Origin of the sequence: Promicromonospora soli, from assembly GCF_014653785.1 — a bacterium.
Lineage (GTDB): Bacteria > Actinomycetota > Actinomycetes > Actinomycetales > Cellulomonadaceae > Promicromonospora > Promicromonospora soli.
On sequence record NZ_BNAS01000007.1, the window covers coordinates 24,912 to 42,858 of the forward strand.

13 protein-coding genes are annotated in these 17,947 nt (G+C 73.2%); 2 read left to right on the top strand and 11 right to left on the bottom strand.

Annotated features, from left to right (window positions below; all coding sequences use genetic code 11):
• Positions 1 to 114 precede the first annotated feature (114 nt).
• The 8 genes from mnmA to IE250_RS20425 all read right to left on the bottom strand — a co-directional run bounded on the left by mnmA (position 115) and on the right by IE250_RS20425 (position 10,803).
• On the bottom strand, positions 115 to 1,398 hold the full coding sequence (gene mnmA, locus IE250_RS20390) for a tRNA 2-thiouridine(34) synthase MnmA (RefSeq protein WP_189671149.1): 1,284 nt from the start codon (positions 1,396 to 1,398) through the stop codon (positions 115 to 117).
• Entirely contained in the window at positions 1,395 to 2,681 is a 1,287-nt protein-coding gene (locus IE250_RS20395) for a cysteine desulfurase family protein (protein WP_189671150.1), read from the bottom strand. Before IE250_RS20395 ends, mnmA begins: the two co-directional genes overlap by 4 nt.
• A gap of 58 nt (positions 2,682 to 2,739) precedes the next feature.
• Positions 2,740 to 4,320, bottom strand: a complete 1,581-nt coding sequence (locus IE250_RS20400; RefSeq protein WP_229872632.1) for a phenylacetate--CoA ligase family protein — start codon at positions 4,318 to 4,320, stop codon at positions 2,740 to 2,742.
• Complete coding sequence (locus IE250_RS20405; RefSeq protein WP_189671151.1) at positions 4,317 to 5,345, bottom strand: hypothetical protein; 1,029 nt, start codon at positions 5,343 to 5,345, stop codon at positions 4,317 to 4,319. The genes IE250_RS20400 and IE250_RS20405 overlap by 4 nt, the downstream gene beginning before the upstream one ends.
• A gap of 230 nt (positions 5,346 to 5,575) precedes the next feature.
• The gene (locus IE250_RS20410; protein WP_189671152.1) at positions 5,576 to 7,741 is read right to left on the bottom strand and encodes a PhoX family protein; all 2,166 of its coding nucleotides are present in this window, start codon (positions 7,739 to 7,741) and stop codon (positions 5,576 to 5,578) included.
• Positions 7,742 to 7,868: 127 nt separating this feature from the next.
• Complete coding sequence (locus tag IE250_RS20415) at positions 7,869 to 8,978, bottom strand: HesA/MoeB/ThiF family protein (protein ID WP_229872633.1); 1,110 nt, start codon at positions 8,976 to 8,978, stop codon at positions 7,869 to 7,871.
• 20 nt (positions 8,979 to 8,998) lie between these two features.
• On the bottom strand, positions 8,999 to 9,976 hold the full coding sequence (locus IE250_RS20420; RefSeq protein WP_189671154.1) for an electron transfer flavoprotein subunit alpha/FixB family protein: 978 nt from the start codon (positions 9,974 to 9,976) through the stop codon (positions 8,999 to 9,001).
• 14 nt (positions 9,977 to 9,990) lie between these two features.
• On the bottom strand, positions 9,991 to 10,803 hold the full coding sequence (locus tag IE250_RS20425; RefSeq protein WP_189671155.1) for an electron transfer flavoprotein subunit beta/FixA family protein: 813 nt from the start codon (positions 10,801 to 10,803) through the stop codon (positions 9,991 to 9,993).
• Positions 10,804 to 10,877: 74 nt separating this feature from the next.
• Here IE250_RS20425 and glgX point away from each other — a divergent pair, with 74 nt between their 5' ends.
• Together glgX and IE250_RS20435 are read left to right on the top strand one after the other, a co-directional pair.
• Positions 10,878 to 13,199: a glycogen debranching protein GlgX gene (gene glgX, locus IE250_RS20430; RefSeq protein ID WP_189671156.1), complete on the top strand. Its 2,322-nt coding sequence runs from the start codon at positions 10,878 to 10,880 to the stop codon at positions 13,197 to 13,199.
• A gap of 98 nt (positions 13,200 to 13,297) precedes the next feature.
• A complete protein-coding gene (locus IE250_RS20435) occupies positions 13,298 to 15,013 on the top strand; it encodes an FAD-binding dehydrogenase (protein WP_189671157.1) in 1,716 nt (571 codons plus the stop codon).
• A 38-nt stretch (positions 15,014 to 15,051) separates the two neighbouring features.
• On the opposite strand, the gene IE250_RS20440 is transcribed toward IE250_RS20435, so the two are convergent.
• The 3 genes from IE250_RS20440 to IE250_RS20450 are packed head-to-tail and all read right to left on the bottom strand — an operon-like array spanning position 15,052 to position 17,941.
• Positions 15,052 to 16,107, bottom strand: coding sequence for a prephenate dehydrogenase (locus IE250_RS20440; protein ID WP_189671158.1), 1,056 nt, complete (start codon positions 16,105 to 16,107; stop codon positions 15,052 to 15,054).
• Positions 16,104 to 17,111: a prephenate dehydratase gene (locus IE250_RS20445; protein WP_189671159.1), complete on the bottom strand. Its 1,008-nt coding sequence runs from the start codon at positions 17,109 to 17,111 to the stop codon at positions 16,104 to 16,106. Before IE250_RS20445 ends, IE250_RS20440 begins: the two co-directional genes overlap by 4 nt.
• A complete protein-coding gene (locus IE250_RS20450) occupies positions 17,102 to 17,941 on the bottom strand; it encodes a hypothetical protein (protein WP_189671160.1) in 840 nt (279 codons plus the stop codon). Before IE250_RS20450 ends, IE250_RS20445 begins: the two co-directional genes overlap by 10 nt.
• Positions 17,942 to 17,947: the final 6 nt, after the last annotated feature.

Genomic DNA, 17,947 nt, shown 5'->3' on the forward strand with positions numbered 1-17,947 from the left:
TTCGGCAGGTTCAGGCGGGCCCTCACGCGTGAGATCGGTCGGTCGGGACCGGATCGGTCGATCAATCGACCGATCTCGTCCCGAGGGACCGAGGCCAGCGAGTCCGGTCGGTTGCTACCGCGGCGCGGGAGCCCGCCAGGCCCGGGACACCGTCGCCTGGCCCAGCACGCGCGTACCGCTGTACACCACCACCGACTGGCCCGGCGCGACCCCGCGCAGGGGTGCCCCGGTCAGCTCGATCTCCATCGCGGGAGCGGACGGGTCCGACCCGTCAGCGGCCGACGCCGGTCGCTCGCCGTCCGGTATGCCGTCACCATACGCGCCGGCGGGCCGGGCGATTGACCGCACCCGCGCCGGGACGGGCGCCCCGTGCGCGCGGACCTGCACCTCGGCGTCGAACCACTCGTCAGCGGAGGGGACGACGGCGGCGGGGGTCTCGACAGGCTCGACCAGCGGGTTCGGCAGCGACGGGCTCGGCTCGACCGGCGGAAGCACGCCGTCGAACCACAGCGCCTTCTCCCCCGCGATCCGGTCCACGCTCAGCAGCTCGGCGGGACCGACCACCACGGTGTTCGTCGCGGGCTGCACGTCCACCACGTACCGCGCCTTGCCGTCGGCGGCCGGGCGTCCGAGGGCAAGCCCCCGGCGCTGGCCGACGGTGAACGCGTAGGCGCCGTCGTGCTCGCCCACCACCGCGCCGGAGACGTCCACCACGGAACCCGGGCGGGAGCCCAGCCGGGACTGCAGGAACCCGCGGGTGTCGCCGTCGGCCACGAAGCAGATGTCGTAGGAGTCGGGTTTCGCGGACACCGACAGCCCGCGCCGCGCGGCCTCGGCGCGCACCTCGTCCTTGGACGCGAACCCGCCCAGCGGGAACATCGCGCGAGCGAGCCGCTCGGGCCCGGCGACGGCCAGCACGTACGACTGGTCCTTGGCGTCGTTCGGCGAGCGGTGCAGCTCGCGCACGGTGCGCCGCCCGCCGCCCGGTAGCGCGACCTCGCGGCTCTCGATCTGCGCGTAGTGGCCCGTCGCGACAGCGTCGAACCCGAGGGCCGTCGCCTTGTCGAGCAGGGCCTCGAACTTGATGTGCTCGTTGCAGCGCACGCACGGGTTGGGGGTGCGGCCGGCCTCGTACTCTGACAGGAAGTCGGCCACGACGGTGTCCTCGAACCGCTCGGACAGGTCCCACACGTAGTACGGGATGCCGAGCACGTCGGCGGCGCGGCGGGCGTCGCCCGCGTCCTCGATGGAGCAGCAGCCGCGCGACCCCGTGCGGAACTGGTCCCGGTTCCGGGACAGCGCCATGTGCACGCCCACGACGTCGTGCCCCGCCTCGACGGCGAGCGCGGCCGCCACCGCTGAGTCGACGCCGCCCGACATGGCGGCGAGCACCCTCATGCCATGCCGCCCATCGCCCGGCCGGACACCAGGCCTGCGGCCTGCGCCCGCGCCACTACCTGCGGCAGGGCAGCCACGAGCCGGTCGACGTCGGCCTCGGTGGACGTCGCCCCGAGCGTGAAGCGCAGGGCGCCGCGGGCCTCCGTCTCCGGGACCCCCATCGCCAGCAGCACGTGCGACGGCTGCGGCACGCCCGCCTGGCAGGCCGACCCGGTGGACGCCTGCACGCCCGCGGAGTCCAGCAGGTACAGCAGGGAGTCCCCTTCGGCGCCCGGGAAGGTGAAGTGCGCGTTGCCGGGCAGCCGGTCGTCCGACGCCGGGTCGGCGCCGCGCAGCACCGCGGAGGGCGCGACGGCACGCACCCGGGCGACGAGGTCGTCGCGCAGGGCGGACAGCCGGGCGGCGCGGTCGGGCACGCAGTCGACGGCGTGGCGCACGGCGACGCCGAAGGCCGCGATCGAGGCGACGTCGAGCGTCCCGGAGCGCACCCCGCGCTCCTGGCCGCCGCCGTGGATCACCGCGTCGAGCGCCAGGTCGCGCTTGGCCAGCAGGGCGCCGACGCCGACCGGGCCGCCGAGCTTGTGGCCGGTGATGGTCATGGCGTCCACGCCGGACTCTGTGAAGTCCACCTCGGCCTGGCCCACGGCCTGCACGGCGTCGGTGTGCACGGGGATGCCGTACGGGCGCGCCGCACGCACCACGTCGCGAACGGGCTGGAGCGTGCCGACCTCGTTGTTGGCCCACATGACGCTGATCAGCGCCGTCTCGGCGGCATGGGCGGCGAGCTCGGCGCGCAGGGCGGCGAGGTCGAGCCGGCCCTCCCTGTCGACGGGCAGGAGCACTATGTCGGCGCCCGCGTGGCCCGCGAGCCAGAACGCCGGGTCGAGCACGGCGTGGTGCTCCACCGCGGAGACCAGGATCCGGGTGCGGCGCGGGTCCTGGGCGCGGCGCCCCCAGAAGATGCCCTTGATCGCCAGGTTGTCCGACTCCGTGCCGCCCGACGTGAAGATGACCTCGCTGGGCCGCGCGCCCAGCGACTTCGCGAGCGTCTCGCGCGCTTCCTCGACGGCCCGCCGCGACGTCCGGCCCGCGGAGTGCAGCGACGACGCGTTGCCGGTCCGCTGCGCCTCGGCCACGAACGCGGCGAGCGCCGCGGCCGACATCGGCGTGGTCGCGGCGTGGTCGAGGTACGCGCCGTCGGGCTCGCGGCGCGGCTCACCGTGCGCGCCGCTCGCCGTCAGCGGCGTGCGCGCAGGGTCAGGGGGCGGGGTGGTCACGGTCATCAAGTCTACGAACGCCGCGGAGCCCCGATCGCATCCCGCGGTGTGAGCCGCGCGACGGTCACTCGCGGGAGAACACGTGGGAGAAGTCCATGTCCCATCGCGCCAGGTCGCCGGCGGGCAGCTGCCACACGTACTCGTTCTTGAGCTTGCCGCCGTCCGTGGCGAACGGCCCGGAGTGGTGGCCGTAGAAGGCGATGGTGGGCAGCGTGCCGTCCGGCGCGGTGAGCACACCGTTGTGGAAGTCCGCGTTACGACGGCGGAGCTCGTCGGCGACGAATGCCCGGAACCGCTCCTGCTCCAGGCCTGCCGCGGCCGTCGCGCTCTCGGTCAGCTGGAGTGCGATGTGCAGCTGCCGGTCGCCGCGCTCGTCCTCGAAGCTGATCAGCCGGTGGTTCTCGACGGCCTCCAGCAGCTCGGTGCTGCTGTGGATGACGTCGCGGAGTGCGTCGGGCCCGACGACGGCGCCGTTGTAGTCGACGGACAGGTCGGACCGCCCGTAGTGGAACAGCAGCGGGAGGTCGAGGAACTTCTCGTCGACGACGGAGTCGTGGCCGAGCTCCTTCAGGACCGGCAGGACGTCGCGCATGCGCAGCACGTGACCGCGGTCGTGGATGTTGTACCGGATGCGAGGGTTGATGTTCCTGTCCCGGGCGATGGTGACGATCAGCTCGCCGGCGTCGTTCGTCTCGATCAGGTAGTCGAACGGGTTGAACTGGAAGATCATCGGCAGCACGCCGTACTCACCGGTCCTCGTCAGTCGCTCGGACAGGCGCGGGTCACCGGCGATCGCGCGGCGCAGGGCGACGGTGAAGTCGGTCTCGATACTGAGGTTGATCTCCAGGTCGCTCGCCCCGTACGAGCCGAACGCACTGTGGGCGAAACGAAGGATGTGCGAGCGCATGTTCTCGCTGATTCCCTCGCCGCCGAACGCGGCGACTATGTCGTAGTCCTCCCAGCGCAGGCGGTCGTCCTCGAACAGGGACTTCAGGAAGGGCGGATAGCTGGTGATGATGTAGGTGTACTCGGTCCCGAACTCCTGCATCGTGCTGATGATCTTGTCCTTGTCGGGCCCGCAGGACTTGATCATCGTGACCTCGGTGAGCGAGGCCGAGACGTTCATGCCGGTGGCCCAGGCACCGAGGGAGAACGCGTTCAGGACGAACGGCTTCTTGCGCAGGGTCGAAGCGGTGCGTGCGAAACCCACCTGAAGCAGCTGGCGGGTGGCGGCGCGTTCCTCCTGTCCGCGGACCCAGCTCGTGGGCGTCCCCGAGCTTCCCGAGGACTCGTCGACGACGACGCCGCGGCGGGGCAGCCGTCCTCCGATGCAGCGCTCGGGGATGCTCCAGCGCTTGATGTAGGACGACTTGTCCATCTCCGGGATCCCCTGGAAGGCCTCGGCGAGGGAGCCGGTGAAGCCGAGCCGCCCGTCGCGGCCGCGTTCCGCGAGGAAGGCACGGTAGGCGGGAACCTCCCGCGCCGCCAGGTCGAAGGTGCGCCACGCGCGCAGGCGGCCCAGCCACCAGCGCACCGGCTCGATGCCCGGCCCGAGGAGCAGCTTGTGGGTGTTGACGCTGCGGGTGAGCGGGCGGACGACGGCGTCCACGAGGCCCACCAGGGCGAACGCGAGGATGCGCTTCATGCGCCTGCTCCGATCAGCATCGACGTGGCGGGGCGGCGGTGTGCCTCGGGCGGCGTCTTGCTGTACCCGAAGCGGAACAGCATCCAGGCCATCCGGTCCTGGCTCTCGTCGGCGGCGACCGCCTCGACGAACGCCCGGTGCGAGCCGGGGTTGGTGATCACCGTCCCGAACGGGTGGAGCCGGACGTCGAAGGCGGTGAGCTCGAGCCAGAGCCGCATGAACGTGCGGCCGGCCTCGATGTAGTCGGCAGGCTTCGCGAACGGGCCCTCCAGCCGGCCGAGCTGGCGCACCCCGCGCATGGTGTTCAGGTAGATGCCGCGGATCGCCGCGCCGATGACCGGCGCGTCCCACAGGTCGCGGTGCGACATCACGAACCTGAGCAGGGGGCCGGGCATGAGCATGGCCTCGGCGCTCAGGCCGTCCGCCCGGACGCGCGCGTCGTCCTTGCTGAACCGCAGCCAGGTCATGATCTCGTCGTACACCGCGTCGTTGCGCAGGTCCGAGAACAGGGTCGCCTGGTTGATGTGCACCAGCCTGCGCACGGTCCGGCGGTCCGCGGTCGTGCGGAACGTGTGCCCCGCCGAGCTCGCCACACCGGCGGCGGCCGCAAGTACCTCGTCGGGCACGAGCCGTGTGTCGTAGGGGCGACGGGACGTGCGGCGGGACCGGAACAGCTCCAGCCGTGCCCGTTCGTCCCACGATACGGGCCGGGGCGTGAGGGTCACCGTGCCCAGGGCGTGCAGCCGGTCGGTGCTCGCGAAGTCCATCTCGCCGTGGTCGAGGCTCTCCGCCACCCCGTACCCGAGCCCTTCGGCCACGGTGCGGAGCGACTCCAGGAAGACGCCCGCGCAGACGTGCCCGAAAGGAATGCCGAACGACTCCGCCGGGAGCCCCAGGTCGAGGTCGTAGTAGAGCTGCGCGGTCCGGTCGTCGACGGGCCGGAGCTTGATGGGCTGCGAGTTGTGCGGGGACGGGTAGTGGCGAGCATCCTCGACGATGCGGAGCCACGGCTCGGAATGCGACACCAGATATCTTCTCCGTTCGGCACACCCTGCGGCTCGCCACGAGCTGGACGCCGCTGAAGGATCCGATCATGACCTGGACAGATGTGCTGTCTCACCGATCATCGCCGCAACCTAGCGCAGCCGCCCGGTGCACCGCCCGGAAAGTGCGGAAGCGTCATGGACCGGCAAGAGGCCGGGTGGCCGACAGCTGAGTGCTGCCGGCCACCCGGCCGTCTGGTCGCTCCGGGAGGTCAGCGGGTGCGGTAGACCTGCACCACCGTCGGACGCGGGCCGCGGAAGTCGCCGGCCTCCGGGGTGGCGCCGTCGGCGACGTAGTCCGGGAAGAAGGACTGCGGCGCGGCGTACGTGCCGTCCTCGCCCGGGTGCTGCACGTTCACGTAGACCATGCCGTCCCGGGAGTCGATGATCGGGCCGCAGGTCTCGGCGCCGGCCGGCACCGAGAGGAACTGCTGCACGTGCCCGCGCTCCGGGCCCACGACCGGCACCTTGAACAGGCCGTCGCACTTGGCGATCGAGCTGGAGCTGGGCTGGCCGTCGGTCGAGATCCAGAGGTTGCCCTCGGCGTCGAACGCGAGGTTGTCCGGGCATGAGATGGGCGACACGCGCTCGCGCGGGTAGCCCGAGAAGTACGTGCCCTCGACGGCGGGGTCGCCCGCGACGAGCAGCAGGTTCCACGTGAAGCGGGTGGAGGTCTGGTCGCCCGACGGGATGATCTCGACCACGTGGCCGTCCCGGTTGCCGTTGACGGTGGCGCCGCCCACGACCTTGCGGTTGCGCGGGTTGGGCTCCGTGGGGCCCTCGACGGTGTTGGTCGGGGTGCGGCCCGAGTTGTTGGTGCACGCCACGTAGATGCGGCCCGTGACCGGGCTGATCTCGACGTCCTCCGGGCGGTCCATCTTGGTGGCGCCGACCTTGTCCGCGGCGAGGCGCGTGTAGACCAGCACCTCCTCGACGGACATGCCGGCCACCTTGCTGGCACCGCCGACCACGAGGGGCAGCCACTCGCCGGAGCCGTCGAAGGCGCCGTCGGACGGGACCGCGCCCGAGCCGTCGATCTCGGCGGCCGGGGAGTCACCGGTGAACTTCGCGACGTACAGGTCGCCCTCGGAGAGCAGCGTCTTGTTGTGGGCACGGGCCCACTGCGAGTAGCCCGGGGCCACGCGGCGGGAGGAGACGAACTTGTAGACGTAGTCGAATGCCTGGTCGTCGCCCATGTACGCGACCGCGTGGCCGCGGCGGGACAGGGTGACGTTCGCGCCCTCGTGCTTGAACCGGCCCATGGCGGTGTGCTTCACGGGCGGTGCGGACGGGTCGTGCGGGTCGAGCTCCACGATCCAGCCGAAGCGGTTGGCCTCGTTCTCGTACCCGGCGCCGCCGCCGAAGCGGGGGTCGTCGGCCTCCCAGCCGTAGCTGGTGGTCGCGGCGATGCCGTAGCGGGCGTCGGCGGTCGGGTTGGCCCCCGCACGCACGAAGTAGCCGTTGAAGTTCTCCTCGCCCGACAGGACGGTGCCCCACGGCGTGGTGCCGCCGGCGCAGTTGTTCATGGTGCCGAGCACGCGGGTGCCGGTCGGGTCCGCCGTCGTCTTGAGCAGGTCGGAGCCGGCTGCCGGGCCGTCGATGACGAACTCGGTGTCCATGTCGATGCGGCGGTTGACCGGGCTGATCCGCTGGTAGGACCAGGGCTTGCCCGGCGCCGGGCGCCGGACCTCAACGACCGCCATGCCGTGCGCGGCGCGCTCGATGGCGCGGGCGTACGCGTTCTTCTTGGTGGTGACGTTGCCTGCGGCGTCCGTCTCCCAGTACTTGGCGGTGGGCGGGAACATGACCGCCGCGTTCGTGTACTCGTGGTTCGAGACGAGCAGGCCGCGGGTGCCGCGGGTGTAGGCGCCGGCGTCGAACGGCAGGATGTCGAGGTAGTCGCAGTTGTAGCCGAACTGCTTGGCCTGCTGCTCCGGCGTCTGGTTGTCCGGGTCGAAGGTGCGCGCACCCGGGAGGATCGGGTCACCCCAGCGGATGATCGGGTCCCAGGTGTAGCCCTCGGGCACCACCAGCGCGTCGACGTCGACGGGCTGCGGGTCGATCGCGCCGAAGGCCAGGCCGCGGCCGGCGTGGCCGGGGAAGCGCCCCTCGGGCAGGGTCACGGCATCGGCCGACGGCGCACCGACGCCCTGTGCGCCGATCACCACGGCACCGGCGGCGACCGCCAGCGTGCCGAGCACGGCACGGCGCGACAGCACCGAGCTCACGACATCCTTGAAGTACTCGTTGGCGCTCTCGTTGGGAGCGGGGTGAAGGCACGCGTCATTGCACTTGAGGCGGCAGGTGACGGCACTGCGCTTACCGCGCGCGTGCGTGTTCACCATCAGCAGCGGGCGGTTTTCAGGGGCGATCGTCATCGGAGACTCTCCGGTCCGAACTTGGGGGGTGGGTCGACGTCAACCTAGGAGCAGGCGGTGTCTCACCCGCGAAAGGTCCGGTACGTCCAGGTGAACGGGACGTGTCCAGGAAGTAGGTCCACGCACTTCACCCGAGGAGCGCGCGGCTCGTCACGTCGCGCCAGCCCTCGGCGCGCAGCAGCTCCTCCGCGCCGCGCGACCGCAGTCCTCGCTCGCACACCACGAGCACCGGCCCGTCGACCGGGTGGTCCAGCAGCTCGGGCGGGAAGTTCCCCGCCGCCAGATCCTCGAGGCGCGCGAACACGGCCCCGGGCACGGCGCCCGGCCGCAGCCCGACGTCGAGCAGCAGCACACCGGGCGCCGCGAGCCGCGTCGCCGGTCTCGCGACCGTGCCGGTCGAGGCTGCGGCCGTGCCGGACCCGGCCGGGACCGGCGTCGCTGCCAGGCCCGCACCTTCCGCACCCGGGGCCACAGCGCCGCCCGGGGGGCCCGGCGGCGGTGGCGCCAGCACGATCGTGTCCCACGCGGAGGTGCGCGCGTCGTAGGCCAGCAGACGGCCCAGCGCCGGCTCGCCCGTCCCGGTCAGGACCTTCACGGCCTCGACCGCCATCGTCGAGCCCACGACGCCGCACGCCGGGCTCAGCACGCCCACCGTCGCGCACGACTCCCCCTCGGGAGGCTGCGGGCCGAACACGTCCGGGTAGGTGATCGCACGCCCGTCCGGCGCCGCCGACCAGAAGACGCTCACCTGACCGTCCCAGCCCAGCACCGTGCCCCAGACGACGGGCAGGCCGAGGCTCGCGGCGGCGTCGGACACGGCGTAGCGCGTCTCGAACGTGTCCGACCCGTCGACCACCAGGTGGTACCCGCCGAGGATCGCCCTGGCGTTGTCGCGGGTCAGCCGGTCGCGGTGCGCGACCACCTCGACGTCGGGGGCCAGCCCGCGCAGCACGTCGGCGGCCGACGTCGTCTTCGCGCGCCCGACGTCGGCCACCGAGTGCAGCACCTGGCGCTGCAGGTTGGAGGCGTCGACGACGTCGTCGTCCACGATGCCGAGCGTGCCCACGCCGGCAGCTGCGAGGTACTGGAGCACCGGCGACCCGAGGCCGCCTGCGCCCACCACGACCACCTTCGACGCGGCGAGGCGCTCCTGCGCGGCCACGCCGAACCCGTCCAGCAGGAGGTGCCGCGCGGCCCGACGCCGCTCGGCGGGACCGAGCGACGGCACAGCTGGCACCTCCCGGTCCTGCATCGTGCTCAGCCCTTGTGCTTGCGGATCTCTGCCGCGGCCTGCGGGAGCACATCGGCCAGCCGGCCCACGACGGCGAAGTCGCAGATCTCGAAGATCGGCGCCTCGGGGTCGCTGTTCACCGCGATGATCACCTGGGACGCCTGCATGCCTCCGCGGTGGTGCGGCGCGCCCGAGATGCCCGCGCCGATGTAGACGCGCGGGGCGACCGTGACGCCGGTCTGCCCCACGTACGTGTCCCACCAGCCCTCGAACGCGGCGTCGCGGGATGCGCCGACTGCCGCGCCGAGGGCGTCCGCGAGGTCCTCGACGGGTCCGAAGTCGCCGTCGGTGCCGCGCCCGCCGGCCACCACGACCGCCGCCTGGTCCAGGGGCGGCCGGCCGCTCGTGTCGGACTTGACCTCGCGGGACAGCAGCTTCACCGGGGACGGGGCCACCTCGACGGCGAAGCCCTCGGTCACGGGCTCGACGGCGGCCGCAGCGGGCTGCGCGACGGCGGAGTTGGCGCGAACGGTCACCACCGCGACGTCGGTGGTCACGGCGCACTCGGTGTCCCACGAGCCGGCGAAGACCCGCTTGCCGGCCACGATCCGGCCGCCCTGCTCGCGGACGGAGGCGGCGTCGATGACGAGGCCTGCGCCCAGCTCGTGCGCGGCGAGCGCCGCGGCCTCCTTCGCGGCGAACGACGTGGGCAGCAGCACCACGTCCGCGTCGGTGAGGCGCACCGCGGCGGCCAGCCCGGCGGCGACGACGGCGGGCAGGTGCCGCTCGTCGCCGCTCACGGAGGCGCCGTCGCGGGCGGGCTGCGCCTGGCGGACGGTCTCGACGCCGTAGGCACCGAGCTGCGCCAGCACCTCGACGGTGGGCGCCTCCAGGGCGACTGCCTCGACCCGGCCGAGGCCGCGCGCGATGGTGAGCAGCTCGAGCACGCTGGTGCGGACCTCGGTCGCGGGGTCGAGCAGTACCAGAACGGTGCGGTTGGTCATCACGTGCCTTTCACTCAGACCAGGTCGTTGCGGATCAGGAAGTCGGCGAGCGCCACGCCGCCCTCACCCTTGTCGGTGACGATCTCGGGCTCGGCGCGCTCCGGGCGCGGGGCCGCCGACAGCGTCTCCGTGCGCGCACCGGCGGTGCCCGCCACGGCCGGGTCGATCCCGATGTCGGCCGGGGACCACACCTCGATCGCCTTGCTGCGGGCCGCCATGATGAGCTTGAAGCCCGGGAAGCGCGGCTGGTTGGCCGTGTCCGTCACGGACAGGACGGCGGGCAGCGGGCCCGACAGCTGCTCGGTGACGTCGCCGAGCTCGCGGGTGATGGTGAGCACGCGACCCGCCAGCTCGACCTTCTTGGCGAGGTTCAGGGTGGGCAGGCCGAGCTCGGCTCCCAGCAGGGTCGGGATCACGGAGCCCAGGCCGTCGAGGGCCGCCATGCCGGTCACCACGAGGTCCACCGGGGACTCCTCGCCGAGCTTGCGGACGGCCGCGGCGAGCACCGCGGCGGTGCCGAAGTAGTCGGAGCCGGCCAGGGCGTCGTCGGACACGCGGATGCCGCGGTCCACGCCCAGCTGGAACGCCTTGCGGAGCGCGACGTCGCCGTCGGGCCCGGCCATGGTGATGACGACCACCTCGCCCTCCTGGGGCCCGATGCTGCCCGACTCGCGCTCGGCCTCTACCAGCCGCAGGGCGGCCTCGATCGCGTTCTCGTCCAGCTCGTTGAGGGTGCCGTCTCCGGCGTTGCGCACGACCCGACGGTCCTCGAAACCACGCTCGGTGTTGATGTCGGGGACGTACTTGGCGGTGACCACGATGCGCATGGGGTAACGGTACGACGTCGGGCGGCGTGGGACGGATCGGCGTCCACCATCGCGTCTCTGCCACGATTGGGCACATGGTGCAGTCCAAAAGAGCAAGACCGCAGCGGGCGCCGGGCGACCCGGCGCCGCGTCCGGTCGTCCGGCCGCTGATCCGGCCTTCGGCCCGCCGCAGCCACGTTCCACCGCTGGGCGTGTACGTCACGCCCGACGGCGGGATCGACGCCGCCGTCCTCGCATCCCACGCGACCGCCGTCGACCTGTGCCTCATCGACGTCACGGACCCGGCCCTGGACGAGCACGACCCGAACCGGTACGCCGAGCGTCGGTTCGAGATGGTGGGCCCGGTGTACGGCGTCTGGCACACGCACGTCCCGGAAGTCGCGCCGGGCCAGCGCTACGGCTTCAGGGTGTACGGGCCGTGGGACCCGCGCGCGGGACTGCGGCACAACCCGAACAAGCTGCTGGTCGACCCGTACGCGCGCGGGTTCGCGGGCGAGCTGCGGTACGGGCCGGAGATCGTGGGCTCGGTGGCCACACGGCGGGACGAGGGGCCGGGACCGGGCTGGTGGCTGGGCGACCGCTACGGCGCCGCGGACGACCGGGACTCCCTGGCGTACGTGCCGCACTCCGTGGTCGTCGGGCCGCTGCCGCCGCCGGCTCCCCTGTCCCGGCCGCGCGTGCCGTGGGCCGACACGGTGATCTACGAGGCGCACGTGCGCGGCCTGACGATGCTCCGTGAGGACATCCCGGCAGAGCTGCGGGGCACCTACGCGGGGGCGGCGCACCCGGCCGTCGTCGAGCACCTGAAGAGCCTGGGGGTGACCACGCTCGAGCTGCTGCCGATCCACCAGAGCGTGGCCGAGCCACGGCTCGCCGCCGACGGGCTGCCGAACTACTGGGGCTACAACACGCTCGGGTTCTTCGCGCCCAATGCCGCCTACGCGACCCAGGCCGCCCAGGACCGGGGCGCCGAGGCCGTGCTCGACGAGGTGCGCGGCATGGTGTACCTGCTGCACAAGGCGGGCATCGAGGTGCTGCTCGACGTGGTCTACAACCACACCTGCGAGGGCGGCGACGACAGCCTGCACCTGTCCTGGCGCGGCCTCGACAACCCGGTCTACTACCTGCACGACGGCGCCTCGCCGGCCGCCCTCGCGGACGTCACGGGCACGGGCAACTCGCTGGACTTCCGGCGGCCCCGCGTGATCCAGATGGCCCTGGACTCCCTGCGGTACTGGGCCGAGACCGTCGGCGTCGACGGGTACCGGTTCGACCTCGCGGTGACGCTCGGCCGGGGCAACGTCGGGTTCGACCCGGACCACCCGTTGCTGGTGGCGCTGCAGACGGACCCGGTGCTGTCCGGCCTCAAGCTCGTGGCGGAGCCCTGGGACGTGGGGCCCGGCGGCTGGCAGACCGGGTCGTTCCCGCCGCCCATGGCGGAGTGGAACGACCGGTTCCGCGACGCCGCCCGCCAGTTCTGGCTGGATGCGCCCCGGCAGGGTGCGCACGGGCTGGAGATGGTCGGCCTGCGCGACCTCGCCACCCGCCTGGCCGGGAGCGCCGACCTGTTCGGGCCGGGTGACCCGCCGCTGGTGCGCGGACCTGTGGCGTCGGTCAACTACGTGACGGCGCACGACGGCTTCACGCTCGCCGACCTCGTGGCCTACGACCACAAGCACAACGAGGCCAACGGCGAGGACAACCGCGACGGGTCGGACAACAACCTGTCGTGGAACCACGGGATCGAGGGCCACACCCTGTCCGGCGACGACGCCACCACGGAGCCCTGGCAGGCGATCGTGCCGCCCCGCCGCAGGTCGCAGCGCAACCTGCTGGGCACCCTCCTGCTCGCGGCCGGCACGCCGATGCTGACCGCGGGGGACGAGTTCGGCCGCACGCAGGGCGGCAACAACAACGCGTACGTCCAGGACAACGAGGTCTCCTGGCTGCGGTGGCCCAAGGACTACGCCGCCACCGACCTGCTGGAGACGACCCGCTATCTGCTGCGGCTGCGACGGGAGCACCCGGCGCTGCGCCCCGACTCGTTCTACCTCGGCGCACCCAGGCCGGGCGAGTCCGACCCGGACCTGCTCTGGTTCTCCGGGGCAGGGGCGCCGATGGAGCCCGCCACCTGGAACAACCCCTCCCGGCGAGTGCTGCAGATGCTCCGGCCCGGACCGGCCGTGGGCGACGCCGACGTGCTGCTGGTCATCAACGGCGGCCTGGACGACGCCTACGTGACGCTGCCGCCGACCCAGCCCGGCAGCGCACCGTGGGAGCTGGTGTGGGACTCCGCGTGGGACGCCCCCGAGCTGCCCGAGGACGAGGCCGGCCCCCGCACGTCGGTGACCATGAACGCGCTCAGCATGCACGTTCTGCTCTCCGCGGGCACGTGACCGGCGAGTGGCCTGGGCGCGCTGGCGCCCAGGCCACCTCACCCCCCAAATGACCGCCGATGGCACCACGAGGGGTGAGACATCGTTAGGGTGCGCTCATGACTGACTCCGTCCACAACAACGACGTTGCCGCAGCGGGGAACACCGACGTCATAGTCATCGGCGCGGGGCTCTCCGGGCTCGTCACCGCCACCGAGCTGACGGCGGCGGGCAAGCGGGTGGTCCTGCTCGACCAGGAGCCGGCCGCATCGCTGGGCGGGCAGGCCTGGTGGTCGTTCGGCGGGCTGTTCCTCGTGGACTCCCCCGAGCAGCGCCGCCTGAAGGTGAAGGACTCGTTCGACCTCGCGTTCGCCGACTGGCTCGGCTCCGCCCAGTTCACGCCGGGCGCCGAGCACGGCGAGGGCCCCGACCGGTTCGGGTACCGATGGGCCAAGGGGTTCGTCGAGTTCGCAGCCGGCGACATGCGGTCGTGGATGCACGCCAAGGGCGTGCGCTGGTTCCCGCTGGTGCAGTGGGCGGAGCGCGGCGGGTATCCCGCGGGCGGGCACGGGAACTCAGTGCCCCGCTTCCACGTCACGTGGGGCACCGGCCCCGCCGTCGTCGAGCCGTTCGTCGCGGCCGCGCACGAGGCCAACCGGGCCGGGCTGCTCGACCTGCGCTTCCGGCACCGGGTCACGTCCCTCGTCGTCACGGACGGCCGGGTCACCGGGGTCCGTGCGGAGGTCCTGTCCGACGACGGCGCAGGCCGCGGCGAGCCCTCCAGCCGCACCGTGACGGGCGAGGTCGAGCTGTCCGCGCAGGCCGTCGTCGTCGCGAGCGGCGGCATCGGCGCGAACCACGACCTGGCGCGCGCCCGCTGGTCCGCGGAGGCGGGGCGCCTCCCCGCGCGGATGCTCTCGGGCGTGCCGGACTCGACGGACGGGCTCATGCTCGGCGTCGCCGCGGCGTCGGGCGCCACGCTGGTGCACGAGGACCGCATGTGGCACTACCCCGAGGGCATCGCCAACCACTCGCCGGTCTGGTCGAAGCACGGGATCCGGATCCTGCCCGGGCCGTCATCGCTGTGGCTGGACGCCGACGGCGGCCGCCTGCCCGGCCCGCTGTTCCCCGGTTTCGACGCCCTCGGCGCGCTGCAGCACGTGACCACCCGCGGCGACGACCACTCCTGGTTCGTGCTGAACAAGACGATCATGGAGAAGGAGTTCGCACTGTCGGGCTCCGAGCAGAACCCCGACCTGACCGGGAAGTCGATCCCGCTGCTCCTGGAGCGCGTGCGCGGGAGGTCGGTGCCGGTGCGCACCTTCGCGGAGCAGTCGGAGGAGTTCCTCTGGGCGGACACCCCCGCCGAGCTCGCCGCCAAGATGAACGCCCTCACCGAAGCCACGCCCGGGTCTTCCGGGCACGTGGACGGGGCTGCGCTGGCCGCTCTGATGACGGCCCGGGACGCGCAGGTCGCCACCGGGCTGGGCAAGGACCCGCAGGTCGTGGCGACCGCGGCCGCACGGCACTTCATCGTGGACAAGGCCATCCGCGTGGCGCCGCCGCGCTCCCTCAGCGACCCGAAGGACGGGCCGCTGCTCGCCGTCCGCCTGTCGGTGCTGACCCGCAAGACGCTCGGCGGCCTCTGGTGCGACGAGACGGGCCGCGCCCTGACTCCGGCGGGCGACGTGCTGGAGGGACTGTGGGCCGTGGGTGAGGCGGCCGGCTTCGGCGGCGGCGGCGCACACGGCCACCGGGCCTTGGAGGGCACGTTCCTCGGCGGCTGCCTCTTCACGGGCCGGACGACGGGCCGGGCCCTGGCGGAATCGCTGTAGGCCCCGGCGACGCCGTCGCCGACCGCCACCACCGACCGCTACTGCAGGAGTGCCTGGCCGTCCTTCAGAGCGATCACCACCGCGCCACGCGCGCACCGGGCCACCAGCTCCGCCGGCCAGTCGCCCGTCAGCGGCACTACCTGAACGTCCGAGCCCGAGTCCGCACCGCCCGAGCCGTCACCCGGGCGAAGACCAGTCACGCGTGTACCGCCCGAGCGGACGAGCCGCTCGCGGACCGGGTCGGGGCGATCGAAGAACCAGTGCGTCGGCGCGTTGGAGTCCAGCGCGTCAGCGAGCCGCTCCAGGTCCCGGGCCGCGAGCCGCAGCGCGGGGGCCACCCAGGCGGCGTTCTCGGTCACCATCGCCTCGGTCCGGCGCGGGTCGGTCAGGCCTACCCGCGTCCCGTCGCGGAACGAGCCGGCGGCCAGCCGCAGCGCGAGATCGCGCACCGGCGCACTCGCCACAGCTCCGAGCAGCTGGTTGGCCAGGACGTGGGGCACATGCGAGACGAGGGCGGCGGCCTCGTCGTGCAGGTCGTCAGTGAGCACCGCGGCCGTCCCGCCCAGCGGGCCGGTGACCAGGCGCAGCACCTGCTCCAGGCGGGCAGGGTCGGTCGCCCCGGCTCCCCCGGCGGCGTTGCCCGCCGCGCAGGTCACCGCCCAGGGGATGCCCTGCATCAGCCCCGCCGACGACGCCTCGAAACCGCTCCGCTCCGTCCCCGACATCGGATGTGCTCCGACGTAGCGGTCGCCGAGCCCGGCGTCGACAACCGCCTCCCGCACCGGTGCCTTCACCGAGCCGACGTCGGTCACCGTCGGGTCCCAGCCCTCCTCGGCGGCCAGCGCCTCGGCGAGCTCGCCCGCGACGGAACGCATGGCGCGCAGGGGCGCGGCGAGCACCACTGTCCCCGGCCGCTGCAGAGCGAGCCCGCGGACGTCGTCGGCCACGGTGATGCCCGCCGCCCGGGCCTCCTCGGCCGAGAACGGGTCGGTGGCGACCACCGGCACGCCCGCCGCCTGCAGGGCGCGGGCCAGGGAGCCGCCGATCAGGCCGAGGCCCACGATGCCGACCGACCCGGTCTGCGTGCCGCTCACCACAGCAGCCCCCGGGCGCGTGCCTCCGCCGAGTCCTTGGCCGACACCGACCCGACCGGGACGTGGTCCGGGTCGAGCACGCCGTCGAGCGCCCGGAAGCCGGCGCCGGCGGGGAACAGGCCGAGCGTCTTGAGGGAGTCTCCGGCTGCGAGCAGGTCGCTCACCACCTCGCGGGCTCCTTGGTCCCATGGCGCCTCGTCGAACGTCACCACGAACACGTACTTGCTCTCCTGAGCCTTGAGCGGCCGGGTGATCAGGCTCGACATGTTCACGCCCCGGTCCCCGAACGCGGCGGTGATCCGCGCCAGCACGCCTGGCCCGGTCACCGCGGGGGTGATCGCCAGCATCGTCTTCCACGCCGTCGCGCCGGCGGCGCGCGACCGCGCCAGGTGGGCGTCGGCCGCGCTCCGCCTGGTCAGGACCAGGAACCGCGTGCGGCCGCCACGGAAGTCCTCCACCGCCTTCGCGTACGTCTCCAGCCCGTACAGCTCACCGCAGATCGTGGGCCCCAGCGCGATGGTCCCCGGCCCGGCGTCCCGGCACGCCGCCGCGTTGGACGACGCCGGTACGGTCGCCAGCCCGGTGCGCGTCACGAACTCCGCGCACTGCGCCAGCCCGTGCGGGTGCGCGGACACCTCGGTCAGCTCGCCGTGACCGGGCCGTACGAACGCGTCGAACGACACGTCCAGCGCCACCTCGTCCACGGCTACGACGTCAGGGCTGGACAGCAGCGCGTCCAGGGACGGCACCACGTAGCCCTCGACGGACGACTCGATGGCCACCACGCCGACGTCGGCGCGTCCGGCCGCCACGACGTCGTGCACGTCCTTGACCGTGTCCAGCGGCTCGGCTGTCACGTCGTCGGCGGAACCCTTCGAACCCTCTGACGCGGCTGTGTGCAGGCGCGCCCACTCCAGTGCCGCCTGGTGGGTGAACGTGCCCTCAGGACCCAGGTACGCGACCCGGGTGCCGTGCCCGGGGCCGCCCGGCACCGTCATGCCCATCGCGGCGTCACGGCGTCCGGGCCGGGCACGAACGCCTCGCCCGGCAGCACGGCCAGCGTGCGGTGCTCGACGCCGCGCTCGGTGAGCGCGTCGACCAGGTTGCTCAGCGTGTCCGACGTCGGGCAGGAGAACGACGAGAAGAACACGTGCGGCCCGGCCGAGGACGGCTGGCTGCGCAGGTGGTCCAGGTCGAGCCCGGCGTCCGCGATGACCGCGAGAGTGGGCTGCAGGGAGCCGAGGTGCTCGTCGGCGGGGCCGAACGCGAGCCACACCTGCGCGGGCCTGGTGAAGACGGGCCAGGCGTCGCGGGACTCGAGCAGCCCGTACCAGACGGGGCCGCCCTCGGCGAGAGCCGCGCTGTCCGGGAGCTCCGCGAAGCCCGCCGGCACCCGGGACCGCTCGATCACCAGCGACCCGCCCTCGCCCGCCAGGGCTATCCGCTCCTCGACGGGCGCGCGCGTCGGCACCAGGCGGGGGCTCACACCCAGACCGCGCAGCACGCCCGCGCAGTCGCGCATGCCCGCCTCGTCGATCACTACCTGGCCCACCGTGGCGCCCGCACCGACCCACACCCACTGGCCGGGCACGGCCACCGCCCCCGTCACGATGAGCGAGGAGGCGCCCTCCAGCAGGGCGCGTTCGAGGCCCGGCGCCGGGTGCTCCGGGTGTCCCAGGTGCACCACGGCCGCCAGACCCTCGATGTTCGCGACCGTGGCAAGCGTGTCCGCCGTGGTGCCGAGGTCCAGCAGCTCGACCGCGTCGTTCCAGCCCGCCATTCGCGCGGCAAGCACCGCGTGCGCGGGAGACTCCCGCTCGCTACGTCCTAGCATGTGCGC